The sequence below is a fragment of the Bacteroides sp. AF39-16AC genome, from assembly GCF_003602735.1.
Taxonomy (GTDB): domain Bacteria; phylum Bacteroidota; class Bacteroidia; order Bacteroidales; family Bacteroidaceae; genus Bacteroides; species Bacteroides uniformis.
The window spans coordinates 351847-368457 of sequence record NZ_QTLN01000003.1 but is presented as its reverse complement, the minus strand read 5'-3'; the positions used below and the strand labels follow the sequence as shown (position 1 = coordinate 368457).

Genomic DNA, 16611 nt, shown 5'->3' with positions numbered 1-16611 from the left:
GAGAGGACGTTTAGACGCAAGAAGGACGCTGAAGAGCTTAGTTGCGGATTTGAGGTAACCATTGAGAGAAGCCCCTCTAAAATCAAATTTTCCTCCATACGCTTATAACTTTAGTTGCTTTTTCTTTTTTTTCTTCTTTCTCAAAAAGGAATCATCGGGCATTTCATCAGCCGGGGCTGACAAACCGGAAAACAGACCGCCTAAACCTGTTATAAAAGAATTATCCGCTTTGTCGGGTGCTGATACTGGTTTCTGAACAGGTGCGGTAACCGTCTGTTTATTGCTTCCGACTGTCGTCTGCCCTACATCCCCAAAACATTTATCCAGTTTGGAGAAACTGAAACTGCGGTCTATCTCCGAGCCCTTGAACGTGTATTCACCTTTGGAAAAGGATATGCCCTGCACTTCGTTTGTCTGCCCCTTGTACTTGAACCGGATAGTAATACCCTTTTCCGCTAACCGCTCCTGTAACTGCTGCCAGTTCTTGGACTTCCCGATTTCATTCTTTACAGCGTTGTAAATCTCGTATTTCGATTTGTCCGGCTCTTTCAAGCGGTGCTGCTTTACCTGTTCTTTTCCACCAGCGAAATAAAGCCCGTGCTTGGCTTTCAGCTTCTTGCATACCTGCTCGTTACGGTACATATCGTTCCTGTCCGAAATGGTCTTGCCGTTATTGTCAATACGGTTGAATACGATATGCACATGTGGGTGTTCCCGGTCTTGATGGCGCACGATGATATACTGCGTATCGGTGATTTTCATCTCACGCATATACTCCTGCGCAAACTGTATCATCTTCTCGTCTGTCAATTTGGGTGCATCCACTGCCGAATAGCTTAATGCAATGTGTCCGACTGGCTTTTTTAAGTCGGGATTCATCCCGGTCTGCATACAGAAGCTACGGATTATATCTCCCCGGCTTTCTGTCAGTACCCCGTCCGCATAGAGCAAAGCCGCCTGTTCCTTGCCCAACACATAGTTCACGCAGCCCTTAAACCCGCTTCCCTTTTTTATTTTTCCAATCATCCGACAACTGGTTTATAATTTCGACAATCCTGTTTTTGAGTTTCACCAGTTCCACCGCCACCAGTGCGAAACCTCCAGCATTCGCTCGGTGCGCCAGTTGGTTGATGTTGTTGGCTTCCCCTGCCAGCTTGCGGATGGTGTCCGCATCCTGCCTGTTCAGCCGGGGTATGACCTCTGCCGAAACAACCGCCTGCCGGACATACTCACTGACACGCAACCCGGCTTCCCCGGCTCGCTTCCTGATGGCATAATACTGCAACTCGGTCAGCTTCGTACTGACTACCCGTTGCTGCTTCTCTATCCGTTTCTTTGCCGGACGTCCCCCCGGCTTATCCTTTATATTCGTCATAGGTTTTTACATTTAAATGGTATCTTAAAAATTGCGACCAACGGGAGAAATTTTCTTTGCTGTCAAGCAAAGCAAGGTAGTTTCGGTTTACCGAAACATAACCTTGCTCTCCAAATTAAACCGCCTGCCGCTGGTAATCCTGCCGGACTAAATGCCCCTGCCCCTTTTCTGTCTTGGGGTGGCACGTTGTCCGGTTTCCTGCTTTATCGCCTGCGCTTGGCTGGTACTGTTCTTCTGTTCCTGCTTCCTGCCGCACAGGTAATCGTTCAAGTCCGAATACCCCCTGTAATTGTCCGAGAAGTCACGCACACGATAGGTATATTCCAACGTAATAGCCTGTGTCGCCTTATACCCCGTCTCGTCATTGTCAAGCATACAGTGGATGCGTTCATACGGGTACAGCACGTCAATGGCTTTCGGCACATTGACAGTAGAGTTGAGTATGACATAATCCTGCCTGTCAAGGTCGGGCATGGTCGGGCAGTTCTTCATCCGGAGCGTGAGGAAAGAAAGATAGTCCATAAAACCCTCGAATACCAAACACTTCTCTCTCGGCTCTCCCTGCTGCCGTATATGGGTGATGTCTTTCGGGGCGATGCAGCCTTTGAAAAAGGAATTGCGAACCTCGTAACCTCCTGCCATGTTCGGGAAACCGATAGCAAAGAAGGGTCTGCTGTTATTGGTAAAGTGGAGTTCCTTACATTCTCTTTTTGCCAGTTCGACATTGATACCCCGTCCCTGCAAGTAACGGAGTAATGCCGGATGGGTAAGGTCACGGACTTCCAAATGTTGGAAACTCGGTTCTGTCCTACGCTGGGGAAAAGAAAAACTGACCGAGCGGACGTGCGGTGTCTGTTCCGCTATCCGGTTTAAAAGGTATGGCAGGCTGTCGGAGCAATAGAGTTCCTTTGCCAGTGCGATGATGTTGCCGCCTTTGCCTGCGCCAAAGTCATACCAAAGGTTGCGGTCAGTGTTCACCTTGAAAGACGGTTCGTGTTCCTCCCTTAACGGTGATTTGTACCATAAGCCGTTGCCCTGCTGCTTGACAGGAGAGTAGCCTAAACTGTGCAGATAGTCTGCGATGGGTATTTGTTTCACATCTTCGATGTTCATAATATTTTCTTTTTTAGGGATTAAGAAATAGTTGAAAAGTGCGCCAGTCCTGTTTAGTCCGTTATATATATACCCGTACCATACTAAACCTGCTTGTTCCGATACAGGGAAATAGTAAGTCCGTTCCTCTTATATATACCCCCGGACTAAACCAAACTGACTTTTAATAATGGAAATCGGGATTATAGCGGTAGCCCTTGCCCTCTTTCACAATCATGCGCTTGTTCACAAGGAACTTGTTAAGTGACACAAGGACATTGCGTCCACGCTCGTAGCCAATACTCGCATAACCCTGCTTCAATGCCGCTATGACATTGGAATAGCCTTGTACCACCTGCTTGCCGAAACCGTTCTCCAACGCTTCCCGGTGTTGCTGTTCAGTCAGTTCCGTAAGCGGAAAATTCCTGTCCTGCTTAGGTTGTTGGAATACATAATCATCCACGATTTCGGGTAAAGCGTTGTCATTGATACGGAATGCGAACGGGTCAAATTCCCGGTCACGTATGTGCATCGCCTTTACCTCGCTTATGTTGCCGTCCTGCTGGCTTTTCGTGATTTGCAGGACGGTTTCAGCCTTGTTGTTCAGTTCCGTACCGATATGTCCTCTTGTGTTGTCATCCCCCTTGTTCAAATGTAGAACAGTGTGGATATGCAGGTTATATCCGCTTGACCAGCGCATCAAGAGGTTGATTAGGTCGGTTGATTCGCTGGGGCTGTTGATGTCATACATCAAGTCACGGATTCCGTCAATGATGAGTAACCCCACATCGGGCATATTTTCAAGCATATAGCCGATAATCTGTTTCCGCTTATCGGGGGTCTGCTCCCTTAACACAATGAAAACAAAATCGTCCCTGTCCTTGTCGGTAGGCAGTCCGGCAAGGCGCAAAATACGCTCCATGACCTTATGGCAATGGTATTTGCTCTGCTCGGTATCTACATAGAGAATTTTCCGTTTGTTCGGTGGCAGGTATGCCGAATACTTCAGTACCTCGTCATTCTTCAACGCTGCCGCAACGATAGCGGAAATGTTGAATGTCTTTTTGCTTTTGGCTTTACCCGTGGATGCGCTGAAATTACCCAGCGTGCCAATGGTAGAGCCGTTCACCCAAAGTATTTCGGGCGGTACCTCGTAAGTGTCCGTCACCTTTAGATGAATGGTTTTCCAAAGGGCTGCGAAATCCTCTTTCTGCATGGTGATGTCCTGCCCAGCTTCTGTCGCTTTTCTATTTTCCATAGCCGTTATTTCTTTAGAGGACGGTTAAGGATATACTTCTGCGCTTCCTGCTCTATCTGCGCCTGCGTCCTGACCGGGTTCTGACGTAACCATACTTCCAATTCCGCTTTCTCAAAATAAAGCATTTTGCCCTGCGGCTTGTAATGGGGTATCAAGTTACCCGAAGTCAACTTGTACAGGTAACTTTTAGAAAGGTTCAAAAACTTGCTCGCTTCATCGAAGCTAAGCACGTTCTTTGAAAGGAACAACATTTTTTCGAGTTCGGAAACTCTTAACTCTAAATCTCTTTCCATATTGTTTAGGAATTTAGGTGAAACAATATGAAGGTGCGCACCCTCGTTTTTTTGTTAACGGGGGCAAAGTTAAGAGCTTGAAAATGAACTCTAATTGACCTTTGTTTGAGCGTTCAATCTATGCTCAACCTTTTTTCAGTTGTTTGATGTACTTGTCTATGATTTCATATCCTTTCGGATAGATGTTTTTTGCTTGGTCTGTCGCACTGGATAAGTCAGTACGTGTAAGTGGTTCTCCTTTTATCTTTCCTAATATCAGCTTGTTATTTGCTATGACAGACTGCCATTCATAAACAATGTAATTATAGCAGCCAAGCTGCATCATAAGATAGGCAAACAAACGTGTATTATTAACTTTTAGAACCCCGTCAAGTTTACAGTTGAAAAAATCGGTAAGTATTCTTGCATTTATAGTGGTAGTAAAAACATGAGCTTCATTGATACAGTCGGTAAGCAGACTGATTTCCTTTTGGGTAAGTACGGATTTAAAAGGATTACTTTTACCTACAATCTTAACTGGTTTATTTTCCGTACTCGCTTCTTTCTCTTTTGGCAAGGCTTGTTCTTGGATGGCAACCGCATCTGTATAGTAATTGCTTTCCTGTTCTTGAAGATGACACAAATACTTGGAAAGCACGACAAGATTAACGATAATGGACAAATAGGGAAGCCGCCCATCATAACAGGACGGTTCATGCAAATATGCGTCCATATCAAAATCAGAGCAACGGAAACCGATATACTTTTTTCTTTCATCAGAATTCAAGTCCTCAAAATAACCGCTTTCCCACAAAAAATCGGGAATATCCATATCCAATACAATGTTACGCACGACACGGTATTTTTGTTGGATGGCTACAATATTTTCAGTCACACGGAAAATTTCTTGCCGCAAATAATCCTTTAGCTGGGCTTGCGTCAAATACTCACGTTTTAAGAATAGTGCATCTACTTTAGTTTTATAGTCATGCGCTATACAACTATCTAATATCTTCTGTATTTCTCTGAAATTGGTTTCTATATGATTTTCCATAATCGTGTGCCTTTAAACGTTCTTACTACAAATATAAGGTAAGAATCTCACTTTTCCCGAAAACATCGGCAATAATAAGGAAGAAAAGATAAGGTAATAGTTAAGAAATTATAAAGAGACAGGGAGAAAAATTATAAAAGTACACCTTTTCTTTGTATTCGTCATTCAGTACACATTTAGTACGCCCTGTAAAAGCAGAAAACCCTGATAATCAGGTGATTATCAGGGTTTTTTCGTACCCAGACCCGGGGTCGAACCGGGATGGAAGTGAATCCACTGGTGTTTGAGACCAGCGCGTCTACCGATTCCGCCATCTGGGCATGTTTGACTTCTCAAATGCGGTGCAAAGATACAGCTTTTTTCTAAACCTGCAATACTTTTCCTAAAAAAAGGCGAAAAAAACGATAAAACCTGCTTGAATCATTCCTTGTTTGTAAAATATGCAGTACATTAGCAGAAACTTTTAAAATCAATAGCATGGTAACCAATAAGGATAATTTCTGTGTAATTATGGGCGGAGGAATCGGCAGCCGTTTCTGGCCATTCAGCCGCAAGACACTTCCAAAACAGTTTCTGGATTTCTTCGGTACAGGACGTTCCTTGCTGCAGCAAACCTTCGACCGCTTCAAGCAGGTAATCCCCATGGAAAATATACTTATCGTAACAAATGACTTGTATGCCGACCTTGTAAAAGAACAGCTTCCCGAACTTAAACCCGAACAGATTCTACTGGAGCCGACACGCAGGAATACAGCCCCCTGCATTGCGTGGGCTTCCTATCATATCCGCGCCTTGAATCCGAACGCCAATATAGTGGTAGCTCCTTCGGACCACTTAATCCTGAAGGAAGGCGAATTTCTGGCAGCTATCGAAAAAGGGCTGGACTTCGTTTCCCAATCGGACAATCTGCTGACACTCGGCATCAAGCCCAACCGTCCGGAAACCGGATATGGCTATATACAAATAGCCGAAGCCGCCGGTGATAATTTCTACAAGGTAAAAACCTTCACTGAAAAGCCCGAACTGGAACTGGCAAAAGTATTCGTGGAAAGTGGAGAATTCTATTGGAACTCTGGTCTGTTCATGTGGAACGTAAATACCATCATCAAGGCAAACGAAGCCCTGCTGCCCGAGCTGACTTCCAAACTGGCCCCCGGCAAAGATGTGTATGGAACAGTCCAAGAGAAACAATTCATTGATGAGAACTTCCCTGCTTGCCCCAATGTCTCCATAGACTTCGGCATCATGGAAAAGGCAGACAATGTATATGTGTCATTAGGCGATTTCGGCTGGTCTGATTTAGGAACCTGGGGGTCTTTGTATGATTTGTCTCCCAAAGATGAAGCAGGCAATGTAGCCTTAAAATGTAAATCCCTCATCTATAATAGCAAAGACAATATCGTGGTGCTGCCCGACAACAAACTTGCAGTTATCGACGGTTTGGAAGGTTATCTCATAGCCGAGTCGGACAATGTATTACTGATTTGCAAGAAAGATGAAGAACATACCATCCGCAAATATGTGAATGATGCCCAGATAAAACTGGGAGAGGAATACATTTAAATTAAAAATTAAAGGATAGGTGCCGAAGGCAAAAAAATAGCGGGAGCTGGATGAAGTCCAACTCCCGCTTCCGTTTATTTAGGGGAGGAAAATAAACCGATTAAAGCACTGCACGGATAGCTTCTGCCACAGCCTTGAATTCTTCGTCCGTCAGTTTCAGTTTGGGATTGGAGAAAAGCATATCTTTTTCGTTCTGCATAGGAATCAAATGTATGTGCGCATGAGGCACTTCCAGCCCCAATACCGCTTCTCCTACCTTTCTACACGGAAAGGCCTTGCCGATGGCAAGCGCCACTCTCTTGGCGAAAACATGCATCGCCGCCAAATCCTCATCGTTCAAATCGAAGATATAATCCACTTCCTGCTTGGGAATGACCAATGTATGACCTTTTACCAACGGATTGATGTCAAGGAACGCAAAGAATCTGTCATCCTCCGCCACCTTGTAGCAAGGTATTTCACCTGCGATAATTCTACTGAATATTGTTGCCATAGCTATAAATTATAAAATAAGGCAAGCCCGTATGCGGACCTGCCTTCCTTTAAAAGGATATGTTCACTACTTCCAGGTTAATCATGCCCTGCGGAACTTTAATTTCTGCGATGTCACCTACTTTCTTGCCAAGCAGACCTTGTGCAATCGGAGTATTGACGGAAATCTTTCCTTCCTTCAGATTGGCTTCACTTTCGGAAACGATAGTATAAACCATCTTCATGCCATTCTTCACGTTCTTAAGCTCTACCTTATTGAGAATCTGTACAGAATCGGTTTTCAACTTCGACTCATCAATAATCTTAGCGTCGGCAATGGTCAGCTTCAAGTTGTTAATTTTCATCTCAAGCATACCTTGAGCTTCCTTGGCAGCGTCATACTCTGCATTTTCCGACAAATCACCTTTGTCACGCGCTTCGGCAATGGCAGCCGATATTTTGGGACGTTCCACCGTCTCCAGGTGTTTCAATTCGGCCATCAATTTCTTGTAGCCGTCTTCTGACATATAAGCCATACTTTTTCCTCCTTAAATGTTATGTTAGTTTTTAATGGTACTATAAACAAAAAAGAATTCCAACATGGTCAGCATGCTGGAACCCTCTTTCCGATTTTCCTTTGCAAAGATAGCCTTTTATACAATGCGTGTCAAGCATAAAAGGCTGCTTTGTAACATATTTAAACGAAAACTTCTTATTTATAACATGTTACAGCAATGCTTTCACTGCCGCCTCCAGGTCTTTAATGCTCTCTCCACGGGCACTCAACTCATTGTTCTTGTTGACCAGGAACACAGAAGGCACATTCTTCACATTATAAGAAGCCGCTATAGACGAATAAATTCCATTGCCGTCGCGCACACAAATCCAAGGCAGATTGTCGGCAGTTGTTTTCCAATAGTGCTCGTCTGCATCCAGAGAAACCTGATAGATTTCCAATCCCTGGGCGGCATACTTGTCGTACAAGTCGCGCAACATATAATTATGTGTAGCAGAAACGGCACTCTGATAAACAGTGAAGTCCACAATAACAGCCTTGCCCTTCAGTTCGCTCAACTTACGTGTATTGCCCTTCATGTCACGCAGGTTAATGTCGATGATGCCGGTTTCGGAAATTGCCTCTTCGGGGATTTCCACCACCTTCTGCTGCGGAGTACGGGTATTCTTCATTCCCTTTATCACAATATTGTAGAGGTTCTTGGAGCGGTCGGCATCCGGATAATAATTGTTCAGGCTGGTTGCCACGGCTGCAAAACACTTAATGTCTTCCTTATTGTTCAGAGGGTCGAAAATCAAATAATTATTCAACTTCTGGAACAAGGCGAAATAGGCAGCAGCCGTATTGGGAGCGGCAAAAATATAGCTGATTTTCACTTCATCCTTATAGTTCTTCAATAAAGAGGCAAGACTGTCCTCAAAAACATCGGCACCTATCTTATGTGCCTGCACCGACTGCAGCAATGCATTCACATTATCCTGAAGCTTCATCAGCTTCAGCGTCAAGTCCTTTATCTTCGAGCTATTCGGAGAACCTTCCACTGTATAGGCAGTGGCGAAATCGGTATAAGGTGCCTTTACCAAAACCGTTTCCGTCGAATCTACCGAGAAATTAATAACCTTGTCGTCTACCCGCAGACGGTAAAATTCCGGAGACACCGGACGTACCTGCTTGAAGTGGAAAGAGCCATCCCCTTCCAGTTTTACAGAATCCAAAGGAACAATACCTTCCAATGCCGAGGCTTCCAAATAAAGCATCTTGCCGTCGGCACCAGACACTTCACCCTCTACTTTGAATTTCGGTTCGGAATTACATGCACCCAATGCTATTGCAGCAAGTGCCATAAAAAAGATTTTCTTCATATCGTATCTTCAGTTTTGTTTTGCAAACGTGCCTGCAAATATACTTCTTTTCAAGTTCAGTCAAAGCATTTTCCCTCGTTCTTCCATATAGAAAACTGCAAAAAACAACTAAATACAAACTTTTTATCTCATTCCCACCATTTTACATGAATAAATTATGTATCTTTGCACGAATTTTGAAAGAAAATTAGATATAAAACATTTTTTATGATTAACCCAATTGTTAAGACGATCGAGCTTCCTGATGGCAGAACCATCACGCTCGAAACGGGAAAGCTGGCAAAACAGGCAGACGGTTCTGTAATGCTTCGTATGGGCAACACCATGCTTTTAGCTACTGTTTGTGCCGCCAAGGACGCAGTTCCCGGAACAGATTTCATGCCATTACAGGTAGAGTACAAAGAAAAATTCTCCGCATTCGGACGTTTCCCCGGCGGTTTCACAAAGCGCGAAGGACGCGCTTCTGACTACGAAATCCTCACTTGCCGCCTCGTTGACCGTGCTCTCCGCCCCTTATTCCCTGATAATTTCCATGCAGAGGTATACGTAAACATCATTCTTTTCTCAGCAGACGGCGTAGATATGCCCGACGCTCTGGCCGGACTCGCAGCTTCTGCCGCACTTGCAGTTTCAGATATCCCCTTCAACGGACCTATTTCCGAAGTACGCGTAGCACGCATCAACGGACAATTCGTCATCAACCCTACCTTCGAACAACTAGAACAAGCCGATATGGACTTGATGGTGGGCGCCACTTATGAAAACATCATGATGGTGGAAGGCGAAATGGACGAGGTTTCCGAGCAGGACTTGCTGGAAGCGATGAAGGCCGCACACGAAGCCATTAAGATTCAGTGCAAGGCACAGATGGAACTGGCAGAAGAAGTAGGCTCTACCGTGAAACGCGAATATTGCCACGAAGTGAACGACGAAGAACTCCGTAAGGCCGTTCACAACGCTTGCTACGACAAGGCTTATGCCATTGCCGCTTCCGGAAACAAGAACAAGCACGAACGCATGGATGCTTTCGATGCCATCCGCGAAGAATTCAAGGCACAGTTCTCCGAAGAAGAACTGGAAGAAAAGGCAGCCCTCATCGACCGTTACTATCACGATGTGGAAAAAGAGGCGATGCGCCGTTCCATTCTGGACGAAGGCAAGCGCCTTGACGGACGTAAGACGACCGAAATCCGTCCTATCTGGTGTGAGACCAGCTACCTGCCCGGCCCTCACGGTTCCGCTATCTTTACACGTGGCGAAACACAGTCTTTGTCTACTGTGACTTTAGGCACCAAGTTGGACGAGAAGATTATCGACGACGTATTGGAACACGGAAAAGAACGTTTCCTTCTGCACTACAACTTCCCTCCGTTCTCTACGGGCGAAGCCAAGGCACAGCGCGGTGTAGGCCGTCGTGAAATCGGCCACGGCCATCTGGCATGGCGTGCATTGAAGGGTCAGATTCCTGCAAACTATCCGTATGTAGTACGCGTGGTATCCGATATCCTCGAATCAAACGGTTCTTCTTCCATGGCTACCGTATGTGCCGGAACTCTGGCATTGATGGATGCAGGTGTGAAAATAAAGAAACCGGTATCAGGTATCGCCATGGGATTGATTAAGAATGCAGGCGAAGACAAATATGCCGTATTGTCCGATATCCTCGGTGATGAGGACCACTTGGGCGACATGGACTTCAAGGTGACCGGAACAAAAGACGGTATCACCGCCACTCAGATGGACATCAAAGTGGACGGTCTGTCATACGAAATCCTCGAAAAGGCATTGCTGCAGGCTAAAGAAGGCCGCGAATATATCTTGGGCAAAATCACCGAGTGCATTGCCGAGCCTCGCGAAGACCTGAAACCTCACGCTCCGCGTATCGAGACAATGACCATTCCCAAGGAATTCATCGGTGCTGTCATCGGCCCTGGTGGAAAGATTATCCAAGGTATGCAGGAAGAAACCGGTGCTACCATTACTATTGAAGAAGTGGACAACATCGGTAGAATCGAAATCGCCGGTACCAACAAGAAGAGCATCGATGATGCTATGCGTATCATCAAAGGGATTGTAGCTGTCCCCGAAGTAGGCGAAGTCTACAAAGGCAAGGTACGCTCCATTATGCCTTACGGTGCATTCGTTGAATTCCTGCCGGGTAAGGACGGCTTGCTCCATATCTCCGAAATCGACTGGAAACGTCTGGAAACAGTAGAAGAAGCCGGTATCAAGGAAGGTGATGAAATTGACGTAAAACTTCTCGACATCGACCCGAAGACCGGAAAATTTAAGCTGTCACGCAAAGTATTGCTTCCGAGACCGGAAAGACAAGAAAGACCGGAAAAGAAATAAGAAATTTCTTATTCTTTAAGTATATAAAGCCTGGTGGAACCCCATCAGGCTTTCTTTTTGTCAATACTGCCAGAAATGGCTCTGAAAAAACAAGGCATAATGCTTGCATATTCCAAAAAGATTATGTTTTTTTGCTATGTAAAGCCTTATATTCCATAAAGAACCTCAATTAATGTCCGGTTTAAGGAGCCTACATACTATGAATCTTTTCTCACGCTTTTTCCAGGAAAACCAAGAAAAGTTTTTGGCTTTTGCTTATTCTTATCTCAGGGATAAAGCAGAAGCGGAAGACGTTGTGATGGAATCCATGATTGCCTTATGGGAAAACCGAGACCGCTGGGAAGAAAACAGTAACCTGCATGCCCTGCTGCTGACCATCATAAAGAACAAAGCCCTGCACGTACTCGAGCACAAGCAGGTGCGTCTGCGAGCGGAAGAAACCATCAGCAGCCACAACCTGCGCGAACTGGACTTACGCATCTCCACCTTGAAAGCCTGCGAACCGGACCAGATATTCAACACGGAAATACAGCATATCGTAAATAAGACCTTACAGGAAATGCCCGAGCAAAGCCGGAAGATATTCATGTTGAGCCGATACCAGAACCTGGCAAACAAGCAGATTGCCGATAGTCTGGACATATCACTTAAAACCGTAGAGGCACACATCACCAAAGTGCTGCGGATTCTCCGGCTGAGACTGAAAGATTATCTTGTTACCATACTCATAATATTAATATCCTAAAAAATGCTTCTACGGAATAGGGTTACCGCCCACTTTCCGGTTATATATACAAAAGGTAAAAAGAGCACGTTTTAGAAAAGAAATAAATTATTGACAATGAACCAAGAGCTATTATATAAATATTTCAAAGGTATTACTTCCGTTGAAGAAGAAAAGATGATACTCGACTGGATAGACGCCTCGGATGAAAACCGGGACATCTTCCTGAAAGAGCGCATGATATACGACATTTCCTTGTTCTCGGACAAGCAGGGAAACAATGAAAAGAAAACGGTGCACATCATGCCGATGCTCCGCTGGGCGGCCCGTATAGCCGCCGTCACCATTGTCGCCATTGCCGGTTATTTCATCACCTCCGACTTTTTATATAACAAGGAGGTGCAGTTGCAAACAGTCACTGTGCCTGCCGGACAACGGGCCCAAATTATCCTCGCCGATGGAACACGCGTATGGCTGAACTCCAAGTCCACCATGAAATATGCCGCCAACTTCGGACGCAACGAACGAAATGTGGAATTGGACGGAGAGGCCTACTTTGAAGTAGCCAAAAACAAGAATATCCCATTCTATGTACATACAGAAACGAACAAGGTAAAAGTTGTAGGAACGAGTTTCAACGTCTGTGCCTACAGTGGGAGCCATGAGTTCGGAACCACATTGGTGGAAGGTATCGTCGATATCTATCCGGCCAACAGCAGCCAGATAATCACCAGGTTGCAGAAAGACGAGGTATTTCTCAATGAAAACGGAAAATGTAGAAAGGCCGTCCTTCCTTCCTATGAATATCTACGCTGGAAAGAGGGACTATACTGTTTTGACGACGCTCCATTCAGCGGTATCCTCGGTAGACTGGAGAAATACTATAATGTAAAGATAACCGTTGCCAGTCCTCAACTGCTGAACTACGGCAGCTTTACCGGCAAGTTCAGAGAGCAGGACGGCATCGAACATATACTGCGGACCATCTCGAAAGACCATCCTTTCAAGTTCCGCATCAACGAAGAAAAGGATTCAATTGTTATATATGAGTAAGAAAAAAAGATCGGAAAGTACCCCCATACTTTCCGATCCGAAACAGTCAAAAATCGACCTTAATCAATTTATTAACTTAACACAGTGACAAAGATATGAGAAAAATTTTGTTGATGAGGCTTTTTTATCTAAAAAAATTAGATTTTAAGCAATTATTGCAAACCTATGAAAATCACATTATTCCTTCTCCTGCTTGTTATATTTCAGGTGTACAGCGGGAACTGCTACTCTCAGAATGCCAGGGTCAGCATTCAAAATGCCCGGCTGAGGGTAGGGCAAGTTCTCGAGCAAATTGAATCGCAAACAGAATACTTATTTGTATATAACAAACAGAACGTCGATGTACGCCGTACCGTCGACATCAATGCAAGCAACCAAACTGTTTCCGAAGTACTTGACCAAATGTTCAAAGGGACAGACATCAAGTATGTGATGGAAGGCAAAAACATCGTTTTAACCAAAAACAGCAGGAGTGCTGAGGATAAGACAGACACTCTGCAGGAAATGGCTATTGTAAGAGGAAAGGTGACGGACTCCAAAGGCGAACCGATTATCGGTGCCAACATTCTTGAAAAAGGGACCGCCAATGGTGTTATCACCAATACCGAAGGAGAATTTAGTATGAATATCCCTCCTTATGCCACTATTGTCGTATCCTACATCAGTTATGAGCCGCAAACCATTGCCCTGAACGGTAGAAATAATCTCCACATCCGGATGGAAGAAAAGAACCTCGCCCTGGAGCAAGTAGTGGTAACCGCCATGGGTATCCAGAAGAAAATGTCCTCATTGACCTATTCTACCCAACAGATAAGCAGCAATGAGCTGACCCGTGCCAAAGAGCCGAACATGATTAATACACTAGCAGGAAAGACGGCCGGAGTACAAATCAATAAAACCGCCAATTTAGGAGGTTCTGCCAAAGTCGTCATTCGCGGTGCACGCTCTGCATTTGCCAGCGGCAACAACCAGCCCTTGTACGTAATTGACGGTGTTCCTATGCTGAACAGCTCAACAGAATCCACCTCCACCGTAATCGGCGGTAACTACGATGGATTGAACCGTGATGCCGGTGACGGGATTTCCAACTTGAATCCGGACGACATAGAAAGCATCAACATCCTGAAAGGTTCTTCTGCCGCCGCGCTTTATGGTTCGCAGGCAGCTAATGGCGTCATTCTGATCACCACTAAAAAGGGAAAGGCCGGACTGCAGCGCGTTACATTCTCCTCCAACCTGACCGTAAGTCACGCCATCAGTACCCCCGAATTCCAAAATACATACGGCCGGAACGAAGATGGCGGTACGGCAAGCTGGGGTACAAAAGGCAATGTAACGGACTATGACAACATAGGCGAGTTCTTCAGCAATGGCATCACCACTTTCAATTCGCTGGCTATCACTACCGGAAATGAAAAGGTACAAACTTATTTCTCATACGCCAACACCACGGCTAAAGGAATTGTGGACAATAACAAACTACAGAAGAATAACCTGAACCTACACGAAACGGCCAGCCTCTTCAACAACAAGCTGAAACTGGACGGCATTGCAACACTAATGACCCAAACCGTCAAGAACTCCCCTGCTACCGGCGGCTATTATCTGAATCCGCTGGTCAGCTTGTACAGTTTCCCACGTGGCGTAGACATGAGCACTTACAGAGAAAACTTTGAAACGTGGAATGCCGACCGCAATATGATGACACAAAACTGGATTGAAAAGAATGGAGATGGTACCGTCAGTGAATGGGGACAGAATCCCTACTGGCTGAAAAACCGCGTGCTCAGTGGCTACAAGCGTTATCGCGCTGTGGCATCGGCCAGAGCCAATCTGCACATTACGGACTACTTCAGCCTGCAGGTACGGGGTAATGTGGATTATATCAGTGATAAATTCGACAATAAGATGTATGCCACTACAGCTCCCAACATCGCCGGCAAATACGAGGACAAGGAAAACGGACGTTACATCTGGTCGGACAGCCAGGAAATCCAAGTCTACGGTGACGCAATGGTCTTGTTCAACAAGGAATTTGATGACTTTTCCCTCAATACGGCACTGGGAGCCAGCATCAACATGAGTAAAGTCAATTCACTGACGATAGACTCAAGGCTTGCTTCCCTCTACAAACCGAATGTATTTACCGTCCCCAATGTAGTGATGGACTCCAAAGCAGCCGTAAATCAGAGCATCGACAGCAAACGCACGCTCCAATCAGTATTTGCCACCATGCAGTGGGGCTGGAAAGGACTACTATACTTGGACATTACCGCACGTAACGACTGGTCATCCACATTAGCCCACACAGACAGCAAGAATACCGGATTCTTCTATCCCTCCATAGGAGCTACCTGGATTCTTAACAAAACCTGCTCCCTGCCCAAATGGATAAGTTTTGCAAAAGTGCGCGCTTCATGGGCGGAAGTCGGTAATGACCTCCCGATAGGAATCACCAATCCGGTAGACATCATCATGGTAGGCGGCAGTATCAATGTAAATACCGTAGAACAGCGCGGTGACCTGAAACCGGAAATCAGCAGCTCCATCGAATTCGGTACAGAATGGCGCTTCTTCCATCACCGCTTCGGAATAGACTTCACTTGGTATCAGACCAATACCAAGAACCAGTTGTTGAGAATGGACAATCCTACGGGCTCCACCTATAAATACCGGTATGTCAATGCCGGAAAAATACGTAACCAGGGTTTTGAACTGACGGTAGACGCCACTCCGCTACTATACAGAAACTTTTCGTGGAAGAGTCTCATCAACATGTCCGCCAACAAGAACAAAGTAGTGACCCTGCATCCTGACTATCCAGAATTTTCCTACTACGAAGAAGGTTTCAACGCAGGCTATCAGATGCGCGTCAAAGAAGGAGGCAGCCTGGGGGATATTTATGGAAATGCTTTCCGCCGTAACGAGGATGGCAGCATCATGGTTGATGAAACCAGCAAAAGGCCTTTAGGAAATACCGGAAACAAGGATTTGCTTGGGAATGCCAATCCTGACTTCACCATGGGATGGAGCAACACACTTACCTACAAGAACCTGGAGCTCTATTTCCTGATAGATTTCCGCTTTGGCGGCGAAGTCATGTCACTGACACAGTCTGAGTTGGATGCCAACGGCGTGACCAAAGTCACCGAAGATGCCCGCACCCGGGGATATGTAGAATACCAGGGACAGAAGTTCAACGACCCGAGAGCATTTTACAGCGCAGTAGGCGGCAGAAATGCCATCTCCGAATATTATATGTACGACGCAACCTGCATCAGACTCCGTGAAGTATCACTGAGCTATTCTTTCCCGAAAACGATACTGGAAAACAGTAGATTCATAAAGGGAATCGACGTATCATTGGCAGCGCGCAACTTGTGTTTCTTAAAGAAGGAAGCACCGTTCGACCCCGATGCAGTAATGTCCGTAGGCAACAACAATCAAGGAGTAGACGTGTTTGGCATGCCTACTACCCGGAATATCGGCTTTAACCTAAGATTAACCTTTTAAAATGAA

The 16611-nt window shown here is 45.5% G+C and carries 14 protein-coding genes and 1 tRNA gene; 5 read left to right on the top strand and 10 right to left on the bottom strand.

Going from position 1 to position 16611, the window contains the following annotated elements; genetic code table 11:
- Window positions 1-102: 102 nt before the first annotated feature.
- From DW039_RS05250 to DW039_RS05220, 7 genes are all read right to left on the bottom strand, one after another.
- The gene (locus tag DW039_RS05250) at window positions 103-1026 is read right to left on the bottom strand and encodes a relaxase/mobilization nuclease domain-containing protein (RefSeq protein WP_120381768.1); all 924 of its coding nucleotides are present in this window, start codon (window positions 1024-1026) and stop codon (window positions 103-105) included.
- Complete coding sequence (locus DW039_RS05245; RefSeq protein WP_004310825.1) at window positions 992-1375, bottom strand: MobC family plasmid mobilization relaxosome protein; 384 nt, start codon at window positions 1373-1375, stop codon at window positions 992-994. Before DW039_RS05245 ends, DW039_RS05250 begins: the two co-directional genes overlap by 35 nt.
- A gap of 147 nt (window positions 1376-1522) precedes the next feature.
- Window positions 1523-2488, bottom strand: a complete 966-nt coding sequence (locus tag DW039_RS05240; RefSeq protein ID WP_120381767.1) for a toprim domain-containing protein — start codon at window positions 2486-2488, stop codon at window positions 1523-1525.
- Between the two features lie 163 nt (window positions 2489-2651).
- Complete coding sequence (locus tag DW039_RS05235; protein ID WP_057098942.1) at window positions 2652-3725, bottom strand: AAA family ATPase; 1074 nt, start codon at window positions 3723-3725, stop codon at window positions 2652-2654.
- 5 nt (window positions 3726-3730) lie between these two features.
- The gene (locus tag DW039_RS05230) at window positions 3731-4018 is read right to left on the bottom strand and encodes a helix-turn-helix domain-containing protein (RefSeq protein ID WP_120381766.1); all 288 of its coding nucleotides are present in this window, start codon (window positions 4016-4018) and stop codon (window positions 3731-3733) included.
- Between the two features lie 124 nt (window positions 4019-4142).
- Window positions 4143-5051 (bottom strand): hypothetical protein, encoded by a 909-nt coding sequence (locus DW039_RS05225; RefSeq protein WP_120381765.1) that lies wholly within the window; start codon window positions 5049-5051, stop codon window positions 4143-4145.
- 236 nt (window positions 5052-5287) lie between these two features.
- A tRNA-Leu gene (locus DW039_RS05220) sits at window positions 5288-5371 on the bottom strand.
- 157 nt (window positions 5372-5528) lie between these two features.
- Between DW039_RS05220 and DW039_RS05215 the strand changes: the two genes are divergently transcribed.
- On the top strand, window positions 5529-6614 hold the full coding sequence (locus DW039_RS05215) for a mannose-1-phosphate guanylyltransferase (protein WP_005824399.1): 1086 nt from the start codon (window positions 5529-5531) through the stop codon (window positions 6612-6614).
- A 100-nt stretch (window positions 6615-6714) separates the two neighbouring features.
- On the opposite strand, the gene DW039_RS05210 is transcribed toward DW039_RS05215, so the two are convergent.
- From DW039_RS05210 to DW039_RS05200, 3 genes are all read right to left on the bottom strand, one after another.
- Window positions 6715-7107, bottom strand: a complete 393-nt coding sequence (locus DW039_RS05210) for an HIT family protein (RefSeq protein WP_005824396.1) — start codon at window positions 7105-7107, stop codon at window positions 6715-6717.
- 49 nt (window positions 7108-7156) lie between these two features.
- Window positions 7157-7621, bottom strand: a complete 465-nt coding sequence (gene greA, locus DW039_RS05205; RefSeq protein ID WP_005824394.1) for a transcription elongation factor GreA — start codon at window positions 7619-7621, stop codon at window positions 7157-7159.
- Window positions 7622-7811: 190 nt separating this feature from the next.
- Window positions 7812-8963, bottom strand: coding sequence for a thioredoxin-like domain-containing protein (locus DW039_RS05200; RefSeq protein WP_044468761.1), 1152 nt, complete (start codon window positions 8961-8963; stop codon window positions 7812-7814).
- Window positions 8964-9170: 207 nt separating this feature from the next.
- Here DW039_RS05200 and pnp point away from each other — a divergent pair, with 207 nt between their 5' ends.
- The 4 genes from pnp to DW039_RS05180 all read left to right on the top strand — a co-directional run bounded on the left by pnp (window position 9171) and on the right by DW039_RS05180 (window position 16605).
- Window positions 9171-11315: a polyribonucleotide nucleotidyltransferase gene (gene pnp, locus DW039_RS05195; protein ID WP_008661979.1), complete on the top strand. Its 2145-nt coding sequence runs from the start codon at window positions 9171-9173 to the stop codon at window positions 11313-11315.
- Between the two features lie 172 nt (window positions 11316-11487).
- Window positions 11488-12060, top strand: a complete 573-nt coding sequence (locus DW039_RS05190) for an RNA polymerase sigma-70 factor (RefSeq protein ID WP_005833682.1) — start codon at window positions 11488-11490, stop codon at window positions 12058-12060.
- Window positions 12061-12156: 96 nt separating this feature from the next.
- Window positions 12157-13092 (top strand): FecR family protein, encoded by a 936-nt coding sequence (locus DW039_RS05185; protein ID WP_005824380.1) that lies wholly within the window; start codon window positions 12157-12159, stop codon window positions 13090-13092.
- Window positions 13093-13257: 165 nt separating this feature from the next.
- Window positions 13258-16605, top strand: a complete 3348-nt coding sequence (locus DW039_RS05180) for a SusC/RagA family TonB-linked outer membrane protein (protein WP_120381764.1) — start codon at window positions 13258-13260, stop codon at window positions 16603-16605.
- Window positions 16606-16611: the final 6 nt, after the last annotated feature.

Bases quoted from the DNA above. Each gene is read 5' to 3' on its own strand.
- DW039_RS05225 (WP_120381765.1), bottom strand. From the start codon at position 5,051: ATGGAAAATCATATAGAAACCAATTTCAGAGAAATACAGAAGATATTA.
- DW039_RS05250 (WP_120381768.1), bottom strand. From the start codon at position 1,026: ATGATTGGAAAAATAAAAAAGGGAAGCGGGTTTAAGGGCTGCGTGAAC.
- DW039_RS05230 (WP_120381766.1), bottom strand. From the start codon at position 4,018: ATGGAAAGAGATTTAGAGTTAAGAGTTTCCGAACTCGAAAAAATGTTG.
- DW039_RS05210 (WP_005824396.1), bottom strand. From the start codon at position 7,107: ATGGCAACAATATTCAGTAGAATTATCGCAGGTGAAATACCTTGCTAC.
- DW039_RS05200 (WP_044468761.1), bottom strand. From the start codon at position 8,963: ATGAAGAAAATCTTTTTTATGGCACTTGCTGCAATAGCATTGGGTGCA.
- DW039_RS05190 (WP_005833682.1), top strand. From the start codon at position 11,488: ATGTCCGGTTTAAGGAGCCTACATACTATGAATCTTTTCTCACGCTTT.
- DW039_RS05245 (WP_004310825.1), bottom strand. From the start codon at position 1,375: ATGACGAATATAAAGGATAAGCCGGGGGGACGTCCGGCAAAGAAACGG.
- DW039_RS05240 (WP_120381767.1), bottom strand. From the start codon at position 2,488: ATGAACATCGAAGATGTGAAACAAATACCCATCGCAGACTATCTGCAC.
- DW039_RS05215 (WP_005824399.1), top strand. From the start codon at position 5,529: ATGGTAACCAATAAGGATAATTTCTGTGTAATTATGGGCGGAGGAATC.
- DW039_RS05235 (WP_057098942.1), bottom strand. From the start codon at position 3,725: ATGGAAAATAGAAAAGCGACAGAAGCTGGGCAGGACATCACCATGCAG.
- pnp (WP_008661979.1), top strand. From the start codon at position 9,171: ATGATTAACCCAATTGTTAAGACGATCGAGCTTCCTGATGGCAGAACC.
- greA (WP_005824394.1), bottom strand. From the start codon at position 7,621: ATGGCTTATATGTCAGAAGACGGCTACAAGAAATTGATGGCCGAATTG.
- DW039_RS05180 (WP_120381764.1), top strand. From the start codon at position 13,258: ATGAAAATCACATTATTCCTTCTCCTGCTTGTTATATTTCAGGTGTAC.
- DW039_RS05185 (WP_005824380.1), top strand. From the start codon at position 12,157: ATGAACCAAGAGCTATTATATAAATATTTCAAAGGTATTACTTCCGTT.